At 42.2% G+C, this 18,152-nt stretch carries 20 protein-coding genes; 12 read left to right on the top strand and 8 right to left on the bottom strand.

Going from position 1 to position 18,152, the window contains the following annotated elements; translation table 11 throughout:
• Nucleotides 1-30: 30 nt before the first annotated feature.
• On the bottom strand, nucleotides 31-957 hold the full coding sequence (locus AC0L3Y_RS02600; RefSeq protein ID WP_473468390.1) for a LysR family transcriptional regulator: 927 nt from the start codon (nucleotides 955-957) through the stop codon (nucleotides 31-33).
• Nucleotides 958-1,213: 256 nt separating this feature from the next.
• Between AC0L3Y_RS02600 and AC0L3Y_RS02595 the strand changes: the two genes are divergently transcribed.
• The 8 genes from AC0L3Y_RS02595 to AC0L3Y_RS02560 are packed head-to-tail and all read left to right on the top strand — an operon-like array spanning nucleotide 1,214 to nucleotide 8,149.
• The gene (locus AC0L3Y_RS02595; protein ID WP_473468388.1) at nucleotides 1,214-2,212 is read left to right on the top strand and encodes an ABC transporter substrate-binding protein; all 999 of its coding nucleotides are present in this window, start codon (nucleotides 1,214-1,216) and stop codon (nucleotides 2,210-2,212) included.
• 4 nt (nucleotides 2,213-2,216) lie between these two features.
• Nucleotides 2,217-3,065 carry an ABC transporter ATP-binding protein gene (locus AC0L3Y_RS02590; RefSeq protein WP_473468386.1) on the top strand — a complete coding sequence of 283 codons (849 nt, stop codon included), beginning with the start codon at nucleotides 2,217-2,219 and terminating at the stop codon, nucleotides 3,063-3,065.
• Entirely contained in the window at nucleotides 3,062-3,589 is a 528-nt protein-coding gene (locus tag AC0L3Y_RS02585) for an ABC transporter permease (protein WP_473468384.1), read from the top strand. The genes AC0L3Y_RS02590 and AC0L3Y_RS02585 overlap by 4 nt, the downstream gene beginning before the upstream one ends.
• A complete protein-coding gene (locus AC0L3Y_RS02580; protein ID WP_473468381.1) occupies nucleotides 3,586-4,674 on the top strand; it encodes an ABC transporter permease in 1,089 nt (362 codons plus the stop codon). Before AC0L3Y_RS02585 ends, AC0L3Y_RS02580 begins: the two co-directional genes overlap by 4 nt.
• Nucleotides 4,671-5,243, top strand: a complete 573-nt coding sequence (locus AC0L3Y_RS02575) for an aromatic-ring-hydroxylating dioxygenase subunit beta (RefSeq protein ID WP_473468377.1) — start codon at nucleotides 4,671-4,673, stop codon at nucleotides 5,241-5,243. The genes AC0L3Y_RS02580 and AC0L3Y_RS02575 overlap by 4 nt, the downstream gene beginning before the upstream one ends.
• A gap of 24 nt (nucleotides 5,244-5,267) precedes the next feature.
• On the top strand, nucleotides 5,268-6,707 hold the full coding sequence (locus tag AC0L3Y_RS02570) for an aromatic ring-hydroxylating oxygenase subunit alpha (RefSeq protein ID WP_473468373.1): 1,440 nt from the start codon (nucleotides 5,268-5,270) through the stop codon (nucleotides 6,705-6,707).
• A 12-nt stretch (nucleotides 6,708-6,719) separates the two neighbouring features.
• Nucleotides 6,720-7,136: an ester cyclase gene (locus tag AC0L3Y_RS02565; RefSeq protein ID WP_473468371.1), complete on the top strand. Its 417-nt coding sequence runs from the start codon at nucleotides 6,720-6,722 to the stop codon at nucleotides 7,134-7,136.
• A 41-nt stretch (nucleotides 7,137-7,177) separates the two neighbouring features.
• Complete coding sequence (locus AC0L3Y_RS02560) at nucleotides 7,178-8,149, top strand: isopenicillin N synthase family dioxygenase (RefSeq protein ID WP_473468369.1); 972 nt, start codon at nucleotides 7,178-7,180, stop codon at nucleotides 8,147-8,149.
• A gap of 300 nt (nucleotides 8,150-8,449) precedes the next feature.
• Here the strand turns inward: AC0L3Y_RS02560 and AC0L3Y_RS02555 are convergent, their stop codons facing one another.
• The 7 genes from AC0L3Y_RS02555 to AC0L3Y_RS02525 form a co-directional block, all read right to left on the bottom strand.
• Nucleotides 8,450-9,727: a TRAP transporter large permease gene (locus tag AC0L3Y_RS02555; RefSeq protein ID WP_473468366.1), complete on the bottom strand. Its 1,278-nt coding sequence runs from the start codon at nucleotides 9,725-9,727 to the stop codon at nucleotides 8,450-8,452.
• 2 nt (nucleotides 9,728-9,729) lie between these two features.
• The gene (locus AC0L3Y_RS02550) at nucleotides 9,730-10,314 is read right to left on the bottom strand and encodes a TRAP transporter small permease (protein ID WP_473468364.1); all 585 of its coding nucleotides are present in this window, start codon (nucleotides 10,312-10,314) and stop codon (nucleotides 9,730-9,732) included.
• Between the two features lie 21 nt (nucleotides 10,315-10,335).
• Complete coding sequence (locus tag AC0L3Y_RS02545) at nucleotides 10,336-10,656, bottom strand: hypothetical protein (RefSeq protein ID WP_473470575.1); 321 nt, start codon at nucleotides 10,654-10,656, stop codon at nucleotides 10,336-10,338.
• Nucleotides 10,657-10,684: 28 nt separating this feature from the next.
• Complete coding sequence (locus AC0L3Y_RS02540) at nucleotides 10,685-11,632, bottom strand: IS30 family transposase (protein ID WP_473462002.1); 948 nt, start codon at nucleotides 11,630-11,632, stop codon at nucleotides 10,685-10,687.
• A gap of 89 nt (nucleotides 11,633-11,721) precedes the next feature.
• Nucleotides 11,722-12,426, bottom strand: a complete 705-nt coding sequence (gene dctP / locus AC0L3Y_RS02535) for a TRAP transporter substrate-binding protein DctP (RefSeq protein ID WP_473468361.1) — start codon at nucleotides 12,424-12,426, stop codon at nucleotides 11,722-11,724.
• A 42-nt stretch (nucleotides 12,427-12,468) separates the two neighbouring features.
• A complete protein-coding gene (locus AC0L3Y_RS02530) occupies nucleotides 12,469-13,188 on the bottom strand; it encodes a fumarylacetoacetate hydrolase family protein (protein ID WP_473468356.1) in 720 nt (239 codons plus the stop codon).
• Nucleotides 13,189-13,253: 65 nt separating this feature from the next.
• Entirely contained in the window at nucleotides 13,254-13,655 is a 402-nt protein-coding gene (locus AC0L3Y_RS02525; RefSeq protein WP_473468354.1) for a hypothetical protein, read from the bottom strand.
• Nucleotides 13,656-13,765: 110 nt separating this feature from the next.
• On the opposite strand from AC0L3Y_RS02525, the gene AC0L3Y_RS02520 reads away from it, so the two are divergent.
• From AC0L3Y_RS02520 to AC0L3Y_RS02505, 4 genes are all read left to right on the top strand, one after another.
• Entirely contained in the window at nucleotides 13,766-14,734 is a 969-nt protein-coding gene (locus AC0L3Y_RS02520) for a LysR family transcriptional regulator (protein ID WP_473468352.1), read from the top strand.
• An 84-nt stretch (nucleotides 14,735-14,818) separates the two neighbouring features.
• A complete protein-coding gene (locus AC0L3Y_RS02515; protein WP_473468350.1) occupies nucleotides 14,819-16,423 on the top strand; it encodes an aldehyde dehydrogenase (NADP(+)) in 1,605 nt (534 codons plus the stop codon).
• 5 nt (nucleotides 16,424-16,428) lie between these two features.
• A complete protein-coding gene (locus AC0L3Y_RS02510) occupies nucleotides 16,429-17,163 on the top strand; it encodes an SDR family oxidoreductase (RefSeq protein WP_473468347.1) in 735 nt (244 codons plus the stop codon).
• Between the two features lie 44 nt (nucleotides 17,164-17,207).
• A complete protein-coding gene (locus AC0L3Y_RS02505; RefSeq protein ID WP_473468345.1) occupies nucleotides 17,208-18,050 on the top strand; it encodes a fumarylacetoacetate hydrolase family protein in 843 nt (280 codons plus the stop codon).
• Nucleotides 18,051-18,152: the final 102 nt, after the last annotated feature.

The raw sequence follows: 18,152 nt of genomic DNA, 5'->3' as shown, positions 1-18,152 counted from the left end.
CTGCTCCTTATATGGGTTATATCGTTTACCTTATGGTGTTGGGTGAAAGGCGTTGTTTGCAACCTCACGTACGATGCTGCGCAACCATCGTCCGAACGGGGAGTGATGGGATTTTTCGTGCCAGAAAATCCAAGCACTCATCTGGCCAAGCTCTTCCGGTGCTTCGAGAATAGTGACAGGTAAGGTAGCTGCCATATCTTTTGCGTAGGGGTGTGCCGTCGTCAATACAAGGTTTGACTGGGGTACGATCTGCCGAGCAAGCGCAAATTCAGGTACTGTGGCGACGACGTTGCGTGTTTTTCCCAGCTCAAGGAGTCGTCCATCAATCGGTGTTCCCGTAACGACTGAAGTCGAACTTGGGGAAATATGGTCCAGCATCAGATATTCATCCAGACTCAGCCGGCTCTGGTTCGCATATGCATGGGTATTGGCGACAACGCAGGCTATGTCGCATTGCATTAATGGGGCGAATCGCAAATAAGGGTAGGGGTCTTGTCTACTGGAAATAAGCAGATCAACATCGCCGTCATGAAGTTGCTGCTTTATTTGTTCGGGCGCGCCTTGTTGCATTATTTCGACGCGTGCGAGAGGCGATGCCTCACTAATGGCCTGAATGAGAGGGGGAATCAAAATTGAGCCTAGACCGAGATGTGAAACTATTCGAATGTCACGGTCTGATGTCGCTGGATTAAATTCACCAGGTGGAGCTGTAAGCAGGTTGATGTCACTGAGAATACGATCAACAGAGACTGATATGTCCTGCCCACGTTCTGTGCGAATCATGCCACTGCCTGAGCGCACGAGGAGTGGATCGTTGAACTCATCCCTAAGCTGGCGCAATGTTGCACTGATGGCTGGCTGGCTTAAGTCAAGCCGAATGGCCGCTCGCGATACACTGCTTTCATGCAGCAAAGCTTGCAATACACGTAAATGTCGTAAATCAATTTTAGACGTCAACACCTAACTCCCACTTAATTTAGATGGAATGCTTTTTGCAAATACCGAGCCAGTCTGGATGCTGAGTTTTGTTGAGAAATTAAGAAATGCTTGATGAGGTAAGTAATGGGTAGTTCCTATTTACTCGAATATTCCCTTTTCTGGACTATATAAGCTAGCGCATATATTAGGTATTTATAGAGCGGTATGCTCAAAAGAGCATGTAAATGCGATAGTGCTAACCAACATTAGCCACCTACCTGTAAGGAAGATTCAAATGAAACTACCACTGATTACGCGACGTGAATCGCTTGGCCTATTGGCTGGTGCGGCAGCTTTGGCATTGTCTCCAGTTAGCTTTGCTCTTACGAAGAAAAACAATGCGGCTGTTAATTTTCAGCTTTCCTGGTTACCTTCCGTTCAGTTTGGTGGCTCGTATGTCGCTCAAGAAAATGGCTATTGGAGCGATAAAGGCCTGAATGTCAGTCTTGTTTCTGGTGGGCCTAATGCACCAGTCGAGCCGTCTGTAGTTGCAGGGACATCATTACTCGGAATTACTGCCGCTGATTACGCATCCGCAGCCGTAGCAGAGGGTGCACCATTTAAGATCATCGCCGTTGCAATGCAAAAAAATCCTTTCACTATTGCCTCTTTACCTGGCAACCCAGTCAGTACTCCTGCAGATTTGGTTGGTAAAAAAATTGGGATGGCTGTTGCTAATACACCGATTCTTGCCGCGTTTTGTGCATTGAACAATGTTGATATCAAAGAAATCGACATTGTTCCAACACAATATGACCCTGCACCCTTGGTAAACGGCGAAGTTGATTGCTTACTTTGTTGGCTTACTGATTTGCCGATTGCGATGACAGTGGCAGGAGTCGAAAACGTTACTATGTTGTTGGCCGATTACGGTTACGCGGTGCACAGTCAGACGTATATCGTCACTGAGGATGCTCTTAAAACACAACGTGACGAAATAGTTACGCTGATGAGAGGTGAAATTCAGGGCTGGAATACCTACTTTGAAAACACCGATGCAGCGGCGGAACTTACTGTCGCCAAATTCCCTGATCTTGGTTTGGACCTAAAGACTCAGAAACTTCAGGCGGCTAAACAGGTGGATTTAATGTCTTCTCCGCTGACTGAAAAGTTTGGCTTCGGTTGGTTTACTGACGAAACAGTCGCCGAAAACATCGTTACCTTGGGCTTGCTTGGTCGTGAGGTGTCCGCTGATCTTTGGGATCGTTCAATTCTTGAAGAGATTTACGGCTGATATAATGATGACAAAAAGAGATGACCAAAATGCCATATCCAAAGCCGGACCTCCTGTAGTAGGAGCATGGGCAATTAATAAAACGTATGGGCATGGATATAACGCAGTTCAGGCTGTAAAAGATGTAGATCTTGTACTTGAACCGGGTTCGACCACTGCGCTTGTCGGCCCTTCAGGGTGCGGGAAGTCAACCTTGTTGCGGATGATTGCAGGCTTGGAAGAGCCAACATCTGGTGCTATTCGTATCGGTAACGAAATGCCCTTTGCCGTTGCACGCAAGGGGAAGTTGTCTGTTGCGTTTCAGGACCCATCACTTTTGCCGTGGCTGACGGTGGCATCTAATGTGGCATTGGCTCGTCGTTTGGCGGGTCTGCCCAAAGATCCTGCAAAGGTGCAAAAACTTTTATCACTTGTGGGTCTCGATGGTTTTGAAAATAAGCGTCCAGCTGAACTCTCAGGCGGCATGCGTCAGCGCTGCGCTATTGCGCGGTGTTTGGCGACGGATGCCCGATTGTTATTACTGGACGAACCTTTCGGCGCCGTTGATGAAATGACCCGTCGTCGTCTAAACCTCGAATTGCCGCGTGTTTGGGAGGGGCAGGGAACGACTACTCTCTTGGTGACCCACTCTGTGACCGAGGCCGTTTTATTGTCAGATCGTGTGATCGTAATGAGCCATCGGCCCGCTCGCATCAGTGCTGATATTCCTATTCACATTGAACGTCCTCGCCGTGCCTCACACCTTTCAAGCACAGATTTTGTGGCGCTTGTGACGCAAATTAATACAGCCCTCGGGATTGTTGATGAGCCGGACGACGGGATATCTATCGTGCCAGAGGTAGGACTGGAATGACGCAACAAGACATTTTTTTATTTCTACGTAAGAGCGTTCGCTTGAATTTTAGTCAGTTGCGCACTTTGTCTGGTTTAGTTGTGATGCTGGCGGCTTGGGAGACAATTGCGCGTTTTGGTTTTGGTCAACTTTACATCATTGCCCCGCCCAGCGCGATTGTCGTGCGTATTGTTGAGGATCAAGCCTTGTATGGCCGTGCCTTGGGAACAACCATTTCTGAGGCTTTGCTCGGGTTTGTGTTTGGTAATCTGGCTGCGATTATTCTTGCAACCATGGTAGTTGCGTTGCCTCGGATTGAGCGTCTGGCCCAAGCCATTGCACTGGTTGTATTTTGTTTGCCTTTGGTTGCAACAGGCCCGATTTTACGAGTGATTTATGGACCCGGTTGGGGGCCTCAAATTACATTGGCGGCCTTATCGGTTTATTACACTACTTTCGTACCATTGGTCGTTGGTTTGCGTGCTGTTCCGCCAAGTTGGTTAGACCTTGTCGCAAGTTATGGGCGGGGGGCTGGACAGCTATGACCGTTGTGCGTGCTCGCGTCAGCTTACCGTATCTGATCGCTAGCCTTAAAATTGCAGCGCCAGCTGCGTTTCTCGGCGCGATCGTTGGGGAGTTTACCGGTGCAGACAGAGGGATTGGTGTTCTGAGTATTCAGGCCATGCGTACCCTTGATGTGGACGGCACATGGGCGTTAGCCACCATAGCGTCAGCGGTTGCGATAATCGGCTATGCTCTGGTTGGCTGGATCGGTCGAGCACTGTCAATTGGTGATCCGCCAGTTTTGCTGGTCTCGCCAATGGTGAAGGCCCCGAAAAAACGATGGTTGAAGCTTGGCATGATGATTGGTGCACCCATGTTGTCAATTTTGGTCATTCTTTTCTTATGGCAGTTTTCGATGGACCGGATGGAACTGTCTCGCTTTTTTGCCAAACGACCAGGTGATGTCTGGGCCTATCTTGTCTCGGGTTCACAAGCTGCGGCACATCAAGCCGAACTGTTTTCAGCTCTTTGGGATACTCTTATTGTTACGGTGCCAGGCTACTTTGTCGGGCTCGGTTTAGGGGCGGGGTTAGCGGCGGTATTTTGCATGCTACCAGCTGTTGAAAAGATCGTTTCACCTGTGGCCATTGCGTTGCGCTCTATCCCGATTGTTGTCACTGCACCCTTGTTGGTGATGGCGATGGGGCGTGGTTCGCTTGGAATGGTGTCCATCGTCGCTGTAATGATCTTCTTTCCGACCTTAGTGTCGTGTTTACATGGATTGCGGCAGACGCCAGGACAGGTGCTGGATTATTTCGACAGTTTCCGTGCACCGCCTTTGACTCAATTATTTCTGGCACGAGTCCCCGCGATGCTTCCATCCTTATTTGCCTCCGCTCGTATGGCTGTTCCTATGGCTGTTTTGGCGGCAACTGTGGCGGAGTGGCTCGCCACTGGAACCGGCATAGGAAATCTTATGGCGCTGACAAATTCGACAAGTAATTACAACATGTTGTGGAGTTGTGTCACCGTTCTTACTCTCGTTTCCGTTGCGGGTTACTCGCTTGTCGCGATGCTCGAGCGGTGTGTCCTTTCCCGTTTTGCCCCTGAACAGGTGACAGTATGACAGATCAACCTTTAGGTCTTTCCAAAACCCTTGCGCTTTATGACAGCCTCGTCGGTGATGTTGCGTTTTTAGATACAGCTCCGCTTATGTCTGACGGCACATTAGCCACTGAAATTATGTCGATATTGATTGGCGAAGCACGGTTTTTGGATCGCCGTCAGTTCGATGACTGGTATGAATTATGGACCGAAGATGGTGCGTTTTGGTTGCCTCTGCACCAAGATCATCATCCTGCCCGCGATCAAGGGCTCATCATGGATGATTACCGTCGCCTGGGGGAACGGGTTTGGCGGATGCAGGATTCATCTGCTTGGGCTTTGGTTCCTTACGCGCAAACGGTGCGGATGGTGTCGGGGATCGAAGCATGGACTCTACCTGATAGTCCCAACGACGTTATAGCGACGAGTGCTATCTCCATCACACATGAACGCACAGGTAAGGTTACTGTTTTGGCTGGGCGTCAAATTCATCGCCTGCGCCGTAGTAATGGTAGCTGGGTGATCAGCCGAAAAATCTTACTTTGCCCTGCAATCGCCGCTGGAATATCCCATTTGGGTTGGATTCTGTAAAGATTAACGAACGAGAGAAATGCGATGAGTATCGAAAACCCTAAAACAAATCTTGAACGTGATATTGCAGACAGCCTGCGCCCTGATGCGGTTGTTTCGCGCGGTCCAGATTTATCCGAAGACGTAGAACATTTGGTCCGAAAAGGTCTTGTGCATCGCCGCGTCTATACAGATCCTGAGCTTTTTACGACTGAGATGGATCGTATTTTCGGCGCTACATGGTGCTTTATTGGTCATGAGTCTGAAGTGCCTGAGCCTGGTGATTTTGTTCGCAAGCGTTTGGGAAAGCGTCAGATTGTTTTGGTTCGTACACGTAAGGGTGAAATTCGAGGTCTGCTTAATCGCTGTAGCCATCGTGGTACTACGTTAGTGGCGGAGGAAGAAGGCTGTGCAAAACGTTTTACCTGTCCTTATCACGGCTGGGCATTTGATCTTGACGGACATCTACAAAGTCTTCCTGTTTCCGACAGTTACAGCAATCTTTATGAGCGGCCCTTTGATTTGGGTCAAATTAAAGTCCAGTCCCATCGAGGGTTTGTTTTTGGTACGCTGGCGGCAGAGCCTATGCCTCTTGCTGAATGGTTAGGGCCAGCAGCTTTGTGGTTGGATGAACATATTGACCGTCATCCCAATGGCAACATTCGGGTGCTGAAAACACCGATTAAACAGACTTATAAAGCCAATTGGAAAATGGTTTGGGACAACGCATCGGACGGTATCCATGCCACCTTTGCTCACAGGTCCTATAACTTGTTGGGCAAAGAAGCTCAGACAGATACCATCTTATCACGTAACCCCTCGGTCTCTCCCATGATCGGCTACACACTTGGTCACGGGCATTGTGTTGTCGATCAGCGACCGGGTATTCCAGACGGTCCTTGGTCGACCATGCGTCCTTTACCTACACGCGAAGACCTTGAAGAATCTTTGAGAGAACGGGTGGGTGATATCCCGCGTGAAACAGTGGATTTAATGGCTGGTAATATGGTCAACCTCAATATTTTCCCTAATCTAATTTTTGTAGGTAACCAGATCGCTGTGATCGAACCAGTTTCCGTCAATGAAACACGGATGAACTATTATCTCGTGATGGCCGATGATACGCCTGAAGAAGTCAATCTTATGCGGATGCGCGTAGACGAAGATTTCATGTCGTTTGGTATTCCCGATGACTTTGAGATGTTTGAGCGGGTTCAAGAGGGTCTTGAGACGATCGAAGAAGAATGGGTCGATATTAGTCGCGGCGATGACGCGGGCGATATTGTTGATGAATATGGTTTGGCCACGACCAATCTTGCCTCAGAAGGGCCGATCCGGCACTACCTGGCAGAATGGAAACACATTATGGCGAAGCCAATCCCTACAACGATCCGCCGTGCGCGGATTGAAGACAGCAAATTCATGAAAGCCCAGAAACTAAAAGCGGAAGCAAGTGCTGCGGCCGCAATCATCAAAGCGAAATAAGGACACATTATTATGTCAACAGATAGCAATAAAGCACTCGTGCGCGCATACCATACTGAGTTGTGGGAAAAGGGTGATATGACAGCAATTCAACGGTATTGGAGTCCTGATGCTAAGGTCGATATCACCGACTTTGATAGCAATGCCATCGACGCGATTCATGAAGATGTGACGCGTTATTGGGGGGCGTTTAAAGACGTCAAAACTGAAATTTTAGCCCTAATCGCCGAGGACGATTGCGTGGTTTTGCATTGGGAAACCTCTGGATTGCATTTCGGCCCCTACGGAGATGTGGCGGCTACTAACAAACGCATCACGATGTCAGGAATGGATATATTACGCATTAAAAATGACCTTATCGTGGAATGTACGTCCATGTGGGACGGGATGAGTGTTTATGACCAGCTGGGTGTTCTTAACATTGGATAACATGTTGACTTGTCATACTTTTATTAGAGTGGAGGTCTGAAATGACCGAGTTTACACTTCCTGTCGTTGATATTTCTGGGTTCTTCAGTGGCGGGTCTGATGCCAAAGAAAAGATCGCTTGCGACTTTGCCGATGCTTTTGAAAACGTCGGCTTTGCCGTTATCACAGGCCACGGTATACCTGAAACTCTGACCGGTGGGCTTTATGACGCTGCGCTCGGTTTTTTTGATGAACCCTTTGATACTAAAATGGCCTACTCTCCACCTGAGACAGCTAAAAGTCGTGGCTATTTGCCGATGGGTATGGAAAGCGTTGCTAAAACATTGAAAGGTGAAACACCACCAGATCTTTGTGAGGCTTTGGTCTTCGGTGCGCCGCACCATGAGGGCGAAGAGAATCATGTCGCTAACTACTACCCAAAAACACCGATGGCATTTACAGAACTTGTGACAGAATATACCCATTCTATTCTTGAGTTGAACTCGGTGTTGATGCGCTTATCTGCCCTTGCATTGGACCTGCCTGAGGACTACTTTGCGCCGATGTATGCGGATCCTTCACTGACATTGCGTTTCGTGAACTATCCTGATCAGGATTCTGATCCACTTCCAGGTCAGCTGCGCTACGGGGAGCACCATGATTATGGCGCAATTACTATTTTACGTCAGGATGCTGCGGCTGGTGGACTTGAAGTAATGGGGGTGGATGGACAATGGCATGAAGCCAAAGTCATCCCGAATTCTTTTGTCATTAATGTTGGCGACTTATTGTCGCGTTGGACTAATGATCGCTGGCGTTCTACCTTGCATCGTGTATCCAATCCTGCACGTACCTTAACAGGATCAACTCGCCGTTTGTCGATGGTCGCCTTCACAGGGCCGGCCGCTGATACAATGGTGTCAGCTTTGCCAAGCTGTGTCTCAGATGAAGCACCAGCCAAATATGATACTGTACAGGCTGGTGAATACATCATGTCAAAAATCCGTGCATCCCACGACTTGGATAATAAATAAAGTCTGGTTTGATGACACCACACACTTCATGCTCAAGCGTTGCGTGGAAGCGTGTGGTGGCTTGTCCCTTTTTATTCTAGGCCTATGAGTGAATTCGAGAAACTATAACTTTAGCTGAGTGATATATTTATTATTTGAATTTTCAATTTTGAGGGGTATTTAATCGGAATTTTTTAGTTTTTGTAAGGAGCATTAAATTAAAAGCACATTAAAAGTACTAAATTAATTTATAGTAAATCGAATTTGGATTTAAATAATCTCAGTTTTTTAACGGAAATTATTTAAACCCGTATTAAATTCTTATCTATAAATTAGTGTCGGCAACCACATAGTAATAGAAGGAATAAAAGTAAGTAATAAGAGTACGACAACCAAAGGAATTAAGAAAGGAGCGGTAGAAATAACACACCTTTCAAATGGTATATCGGATACTTTAGCAAGTACGTAGAGAACCATTCCAACTGGTGGTGTTAACAATCCTAGCATAAGGTTTAAGATTAAAATGATACCAAAGTGTACAGGATCAATACCAATTTGAATGGCGATAGGTAATAGAACAGGAACCAATATTGTAATCGCAGCGATTGTTTCCATAAAACAACCAATTACTAAAATAAGAAGTGTAATAATCAATAAGATTAATATCCTATTATCAGTAAAAGATAATAACTGATCAGCAAAGAAGGTAGCAAACTGGTTTGCTGTAAGAATCCATGCGAATATTGTTGAGGCTGCAACAATCATTAATATTGAAGCTGTTGTTTCTATAGTTTCTTGTGAGACTTTGAGTATTTTTTGAAAGGATAATGTTTTATATACAAACAATCCTAGGAATAAACTATAAGCCACGGCTGCTATTGCAGCTTCTGTTGGTGTAAACACACCTGTAGATATACCGCCAACAATAATTACCGGAGTAAGTAATGGAATACTTGCACGTTTAAAGGTATTCCATAACACTTTAATATTAAAATGATCATCTTTTGGATACTTACGTATTTTTGCATACCAAGATACCATTACCATTAATGAGAAAGCCATTAATAGTCCTGGAATTAAACCTGCAACAAAAAGTTGTCCAATCGATGTATCTGCCATTACTCCGTAAATTACTAAAGGTAATGAGGGAGGAATGATCGGTCCAATAGTAGATGATGCAGCTGTAATACCTACAGAAAAATCCGTATCGTACCCAGCATCTTTCATCGCTTTAATTTCTACATTACCTAGACCTCCAGCATCGGCCACTGCGGCACCAGACATACCGGCAAAAACAACACTAGCTCCTATATTTACATGTCCAAGCCCACCAGGAAGCCATCCTACGAGAGAGCGTGCAAAATCAAAGATACGATTAGTAATGCCACCTGTGTTCATGAGGTGGCCAGCTAAAATGAAGAATGGGATAGCTATCAAAGGAAAGCTATTTATTCCATTAACCATATTATGTAAAAGTACTATGTTTGGTATACCTTCCAAAACAATAAAGAATAGTGAAGCTAAACCTAAAGAAACAGCAACCGGCACGCCAATTATTAATAAGGAAAATAATATGAGAAACATCAATAAAATAATCATGGTTATCCTTGGTTAGATAGTGCCTGAGCGTTAAGTTTTTTAGCCAATTCGTCTGAAGGCTGCATGATTTGTTTATATGCTAATATTAAAGAATGTAAAGCCATTAATAGAAAGCAAACAAATATAATCCAATATATTAAACTTTTTGGTATAGGTAGAGATATTAACGATTGCGTTATCCGTATAGCCACTTGAGCTGAAAGGTATGCACAATATCCATAGAAGGCAATACAGAATAATTGTGATGTTATTACTAATACTTTAATATGTGAGTTTTTTATAAAACGATAGAAAAACTCTAGAAAAATATGCCCTCCTTTTCTCGCTACTGTTACTGCACCAACGAATCCTAATAAAAGCAAAAGGTAGCGAGATGCTTCTTCTGTCCAATCCAAAGAGTTGTTGAGAAAATAACGAGTAAAAAACTGAAGAAATACAATGACAACTAAAGCCCAAAAAATGATCATTGCTGGTATATCTATCATATTAAATTTAAAATCATCCTCAATTTGGTTTTCATCAACCAAATTGAGGGGTGATGCATGGACATTATCCATAGCATCCTTTTTATGATGATTTAGCACCATTCATCCCCTCTTTTTCTATAATTAAAGTGCTTCTAAACGGTCTAATTGTTCTTGAGTGAAACCATTTTTTTCTGGGATTAGATATGGTTTTAAAGCATCTTGAAAAGGTTCTCGATCAACTGTGTTAACTATAACACCTTCATCTTTAAACCATTGAATTAAATTCAATTCTGAGGTGTTTATTTCATCAGAAGCTTTGATTGCAGCTTGTTTTGTAATAGCGACAAGTTTGGAATAATCTTCCTCACTCATTTTGTTTTTTGTATAGTTAGAAATTATGGTAACGAGAGAGTTTGTCATATGTCCTGTTAAGTTTATATATTTTTGTACTTCGCCGCGAATTCAACTCCGAAGTGCACCACTCCCTAAATTACGCTGCACTTCGTAGTTCATCGAACACGACCGCAGGTTGTCTATAGCCAAGGCACTTCCTTGGCCTCAGATTTAGTGACCTTTGTACCTTCGCAACTTCTTCATCTGTCACTGTCCTAAGATCGGTTCCCTTAGGGATATATTGCCTCAGCAGACCGTTAAAATTTTCATTTAAGCCGCGCTCCCAGGAAGCGTAAGGGTTAGCAAAATACACATCGGCCTTCAGTTTTTGAGCAATGCTTTCATGGGCACAAAACTCTGTTCCGTTATCTGCGGTAATCGTATGCACGTGACGACGATAGCGCCACAGCATAGCACCAACCGCTCGACACACATCTTCAGTACTTTTCTTGGGCACTTTACGGATTAAGTACATCTTACTCTTCCGCTCAACCAAGCTAACAATCGCTCCAGTACCTTGCTTGCCTAAAACGGTATCGACTTCCCAGTCACCAAAACGCTGCTTGCTATCCACTATATCAGGGCGTTCTTCGATACCAACTCTATTAGGAATAATGACCCGTTTGGTATGCTTTCCTTTTCGATATCGCCTACCGTTGTGTCGTAAATGCTTGTACAGTTTTCCACCTTGACGCTTGTCTCTTTGCACATAGCCATAAATCCATTCATGACTGACAGGTAAGCCTATTAAATGGCTTACACCTGATATCTGTTCAGGGCTCCATTTTAGCGCTAGACCAAACTCAACATAATCGATGGTTTTCTGTGATATCTGGCTTTTCGCAGCACAGTGTCGTCGATGTTGAGCACGGCGCTGTGCGACATTAGGCTCATAAGTGCCATTGATAGTATGCCGCTTTAACTCTCGACTGATACTGGAATGACTGATGTTAAGTCGCCTGCCAATCTCTCTGTAACTTAAATGTTGGCTCAGATAGGCTTGAATCTGATATCGTTGTCCTTCGATCAACTGCTTATAGCTCATGGTAATACTCTAATTGTTTGGCGACGTTAGAATACCACCTATGGGCAGTTGATCTCTCGTCACCTACTCAACCATGAGTGGTGCACTTATTATCTGAATTTGCGGTAAAACTTTTTAAACTTAATTGTTGGTAATGGATTTTCTTGTGCATCTACAAGACCTTGTTGTAAAGCAAGATACACTTCTGCAAATGCGAGAGGAGTAGGGTTTGCTTTAACCGCTTTTGGGAACATTAAATAAAGAGGTGCATTTGGAACCCGTATTTTTAAATCTTCCATATCTTTTGGAGAATTAATTGGAATGTTAGAGGTAACATGACGAACACCATAATAAGTTAACGTTGTTGCCTCATTTCCTGTTTTTTGACTATAACCATTTGCTATTTCTTTAAAAAGGTCACTATCACGGTAAGACTTCCAATGATCATAGTTTCGTATAACAAATGGAAATGCTGATATTTTAAGAGGGGGATATGATTGTGCTGGTAAACTTTCAGCACTATAGATTATATCAACTGTTCCAAAATCTAATGCTTCATTAAGTTCAACTTCTTTACCTAATGATGAAGATGGGTATGCATTTATAGTTACACGACCATCAGTTTGTTTTTTTATCTCTTCAGCAGCCCATAAAATTGCTTCGTTATAAGGGGTGCCAGCTTCATATACGTGAGCCCATTTTAAGTTAGCAGCATGAATGTTATTACTTATTACTCCAGATATTAAAATCGCACCAGCTGCTAGAGTCGTTTTCTTCAAAAATTTAACTTTACTTTTTTTTATTATATTATTCATATCATTACCTTTTTATTATGATTTTAATAGAATTTTTCGTATTTATAATTGTTTATTAATAAGATTTCTTTCCATTAGGTTTTTTATTAATGAATTTATTCCAAATACCCATGGGGTTGCATCAGAGCTGTGAATTACAGAGTTGTAGAGCATTCCAATTTTGGGAGTGCTAATCATTACTGCATCACTCAATTTATGAGTAAAACCACCACCGATATCATCACGGTCTTGTGTAGGTGAAAATAGAGTTCCTAAGAATAAAAGGAAACCATCAGGATATTGATGATTTTCATTAATTGTTTGATTAACTAGATCTATAGGGCTGCGGCTAATTTTCTTCATTGAAGATAACCCATGCAGGGTGTATCCATCTGTGCCTTTTACTTGCAGAGTAACTTCACAGGTATTGATGTCTTCTAAAGTAAAGTTATCATCAAAAAGACGAATAAAAGGTCCAATTGCACATGATGCATTATTGTCTTTTGCCTTACTTAGTAATAATGCGCTTCGCCCTTCGAAGTCGCGTAAATTAACATCATTTCCTAATGTTGCACCTTGAATTTTCCCCTTACTATTAACAGCTAGAACAATTTCGGGTTCAGGGTTGTTCCATTCAGATTGTGGATGTATACCTATAAAAGCGCCGGTACCTATTGCTGATAGTACTGGTGCTTTTGTGAAAATTTCAGCATCTGGACCAATACCTACTTCTAAATATTGAGACCACATACCTTTTTCGATCAGTAGCTCTTTTAATTGCATCGCTTTTTGTGAACCAGGAACAACAGCGCTTAAATTATTGCCAATAACTTGTTCAACAGTGCTTCTTATTGCCTTTGCTTTTGCTGATTCCCCCCAGCTTGCTCCTCAATTACTCGCTCTATCATACTTGATGCGAATGTAACGCCTGCGGCTTTAATTACTTGAAGGTCAGCAGGTGCAAGAAGGTATGGTATATTTACATCTGCTTTTTCATGAGAATTTTCTAATAAAGTATCTACACTGCATAAATACTTTCCTGGTGTTGTTAAGAAGGTTTCTCCAGGATTATCTAGCTCTAGAAAGCTACTTAATGTTGGAAAGTGTGCGGATATATCAAAGACATCTTCTTTGCGAATAACAATAATAGAAGGTCCAGAAGGAGTACCGGGCACCCAGGCTCGGCCAATCAGTAAAGCCTGATTGGCATCAAGGGGTAAGGTGTCCTGTTTTGTAGGCTTGATCGACATAAATCATACTTCCTTTTTTTATGAGAGGTACATTAGGGTGGCGTATCAATAATATCCAATGATATATTGTCGATATTCAATAACCACACGTTATCGGTATTAGAGGATTTATGTCTGATTTTTCATTTTCTACTTTTTGTAATTGGGTAAAATTTAGACATCTTTTTTTGTTGGACTCACTTGGACGAACGAAAAATATGCATTTAACTGCTCAGCAAATGAATTTGAGCCAGCCTGCAGTGAGCAAAATGCTAAAAGAAATAGAGACCTTACTTGGTTTTGAAGTCTTTGAAAGACAGACGCGGAGTATGGTTCCGACAAATTTAGGTGAACATGTTGTTAGGTATGCACACACAACATTAAATGAATCTAAGAATTTTGTTGAGCATATTAATAGCTTACATAAGGGAGGATATGGCTACCTAAAAGTGGGAGCTATTTTTGCAGCTACTTCTGTAGTAATTCCTGAAGCTATTATTGAAATAAAGCAGCGCTTTCCATTATTGAATGTAGAGTTGGTAGAACAAACAAGTGGAAATCTAATGACGATGCTTAAAGAAAATACTTTAGATCTAGCAATAGGCCGACTTGCAGAACAAGATCAACAGCAGAACTTTGATTTTATCCCTTTAGCTCCTGAAAATTTTTGTGTGGTTGTTAACTCTAGTCACCCTCTTTGTCAGGAAGAAGTTGTTTCTCTTGATAAGTTATTCGATTGGCCTTGGTTACTATATCCAAAAGGAACACCTATCAGAAATCGTATGGAGGAATCATTTTCTAACGCTGGAGTTGTATTACCGCAAAACATTATTGTGACAATCTCAGTAAACACTTTTCTTGAGTTGCTACAACGCGGCCCAATGATCGGAATGCTACCAACCGTAATGGTTAAACCTCATATTGAAAGTGGGATGTTTACGATACTTCAAACACCTTTAGACTTAGCTCCTCAATTTTACGGTATTTTAAAAAGGAAGAATGAGGAGTTGTTGGGGCCAGCTTTAGAGTTTGCCAACATTCTTCAACACAATGCAAAGCAGTCTCTAAATGCTGATAATCCACTTATTGATTCCATTTAGTTATCAACTAATCAATAAAGACCATTGGTAAGTTATCAATATTAGACATAAATTATCGTAAATAATAAAACGATATGGAAAAATATGTCTGATTATAGTGGTTACAATTTTATCGGTAATACCCGTAGTGCCAATGGTAATGTCATTTTAAAAAGTAGAAATGCTTTTACAAATCTTGAGTTACCTTCTTCATTTTACCAAGCAACTAACGATGAAATCGATTCTGCGTGTCAACTCGCTGCATCTGCATTCCCGTTATTTAATAAGCTTTCAGCTAGTCGTCGTGCAGAATTTTTGAATAAGATTGCTGATGAGTTAGATTGCCTTTCAAATGATTTTTTTGATTTAGTTCGACAAGAAACAGCTTTAGATGAAGCTCGTATAAAAGGGGAATGTGGACGTACTAGTAATCAGATGAGGTTGTTTGCTGATTTATTAATACGTGGTGATTTCTATGATGTCAGAATTGATACTGCTATTCCTGATAGATCTCCAGTTCCTAAAGTTGATATTCGCCAATGTCGCATGGGGGTTGGTCCTGTGGCAGTTTTTGGGGCAAGCAATTTTCCTTTAGCATTTTCTACCGCAGGTGGAGATACCGCCTCAGCGCTAGCAGCAGGGTGTCCTGTAATATTTAAAGCACATAGCGGGCATATGGGAACAGCTGAACAAGTGGCAATCGCGATATTGAGAGCTGCTGAGCAAACATCTATGCCTGATGGTGTTTTTAGTATGATATTTGGTGCTGGAGTTGGTGAAAGATTAGTAAAACATTCTGATATCAAAGCGGTAGGTTTTACTGGCTCCCTATCTGGAGGTAAAGCAATATCAGATATGGCCGCAAATAGGCCGAATCCAATTCCTGTATTTGCAGAAATGAGTAGCATCAACCCCGTTATTATATTACCTCAAGCTTTAGCCACAAGAAGTCATAAAATAGCCACGGAGCTATCTGATTCAATCACTTTAGGTGTTGGCCAATTTTGTACTAATCCTGGTCTTATTATTGGTGTTAGTTCTCCACAGTTTAGTGATTTTATTAGTAAAGTCACCGATGAAATATCGCTTAAACAGAGTAAAACTATGTTGAATAGTGGCGCTTTAGCTAATTACAAAAAAGGATGTGAAAAATTAGAAAACCATCCACAAGTTAATATGTTAGCTAGCTCTGAAAGTTCTGATAACAAAGCCACCGCTTACTTATATCAAGCGCCTGCTGATTTACTGTTGAGTGGAAGTGAATTACTTCAAGAAGAAATTTTTGGTCCTGCTTCTATTGTTATTGAAGTGAGTGATATGACGCAATTAACTTCTTGCCTTAATGCTATGCATGGACAATTAACTGCTACGTTAATAGGTGAAGAAGAAGAGCTGAATGATTCAGTAGAGTTACTTTCCATGCTTGAAAGTCTAGCTGGTAGGGTGCTTATTAATGGCTATCCGACAGGGGTAGAAGTTTGTGACGCCATGGTTCATGGTGGGCCTTTTCCTGCCACTTCAGACTCTAGAGGGACATCAGTAGGGTCATTAGCTATTGATCGATTCTTACGTCCTATTTGTTTTCAAAATTACCCAGATTCACTTTTACCAGATGCTCTTAAAAACAATAACCCTTTAAGTATATTGCGTTTAGTTAATGGTGTGAAAACAACAAACTCAATTCAAGATAATTCAAAAGTAGCGAGATGATTTTTATGAAAGGTAAAAAAGTACTAATTACTGCAGCAGGTCAAGGAATTGGGTTATCTAGTGCGAAAGCATTTTTAGATGCAGGGGCGGAAGTTTATGGAACAGATATTAATATCCAAAATCTTGAGGGATTGCCGAGACTTACTGCACTTTATCTTGATGTGACTTCTGAATCAGAAATTTCTGCTTTGGTTGAAAAAATTGGGAATATCGATGTGCTTTTTAATTGTGCTGGCTATGTTCATGCTGGAAATATCTTAGAGTGTGATGAGAACGCATGGAATAAATCTTTTGACCTTAATGTAACTTCGATGTATCGAATAGTTCGAGCATTTTTACCAGGCATGATAGAGCAAGGAGGAGGCTCCATTATAAATATGGCATCGGTAGCCTCTAGTGTTAAAGGTGTTCCTAATCGTTTTGCTTATACATCAAGTAAAGCTGCAGTTATAGGTCTTACAAAATCTATTGCATCGGATTTTATTGGTAAAGGTATTCGGTGTAATGCGATATGTCCGGGTACTGTCGATTCACCTTCGTTACGTCAACGTATTACTGAACAAGCTGAGCAGCAGGGGATTCCTGAGAAAGTTGTTTATCAGCAATTTATTGATCGTCAACCAATGGGGCGTATCGGAACTTCTGAAGAAATAGCAAAGTTAGCTCTATACCTTGGTTCAGACGCTTCAAGTTATACATCTGGAACGGTACAGGTTATTGATGGCGGGATGAGCATCTAACTATAAGTAATTGTTTATTCAAAATTTAAGTAATAGGAATAGTAATGAAATTATTACGATATGGCGTTAAGGGGTTTGAGAAACCTGGGTTACTGGATGACCAAAATCAGATTCGTGATTTAAGCGGACACATTGATGATATTTCAGGAAACACTCTAAGTAATAAAGGAATATCTGAATTAAAAAAATTAGATATTAGTTCTCTTCCAAAAGTAGCGGGAAATCCTCGAATTGGACCTTGTGTAAATCATGTTGGTAAGTTTATTTGTATTGGTTTGAATTATGCAGATCATGCTGCTGAATCAGGTATGCCTGTTCCAGAAGAACCAGTGATTTTTAGTAAATGGACATCAGCAATTGTCGGTCCGAATGATGATGTCAAAATTCCTAAAGGCTCAGAAAAAACAGATTGGGAAGTGGAGTTAGGCGTCGTTATCGGTGAAGGTGGCAGCAACATCTCTGAGGCTGATGCCATGAAACACGTTGCTGGTTTTTGTGTCATTAACGATGTCTCAGAGCGCGCTTTTCAGTTAGAAGGCACAGGAACTTGGGATAAGGGTAAGGGTTGCGATACGTTTGGTCCAACAGGCCCTTGGTTAGTGACGCCTGATGAAGTAGGTGATTTCAATGACCTTGGTATTTGGTTAGAAGTAGATGGCAAGCGTTACCAAAATGGTTCTACATCCACTATGGTTTTTAAAGTCCCACATTTAATTGCTTACTGTAGCCGTTTTATGAGTCTGCAACCGGGTGACATTATTTCAACAGGTACTCCTCCTGGAGTTGGTTTAGGCTTCAACCCACCTATTTATTTGAAAGGTGGTGAAGAAATGAAACTAGGAATTGATCGACTCGGAGTACAGCGTCAAACTGTTGTAAAAGCGTAAGCTCAGTGACGGTAATTTCTATGATAGGATTTTCTATACTTTATATATTCATTAACTGATTAACTAGTTGTTAAATGAATAATGTATTTAAATGGGTTATAA

This window comes from Marinomonas sp. GJ51-14, from assembly GCF_055808695.1.
This window is presented reverse-complemented; position numbering and strand designations above follow the sequence as displayed.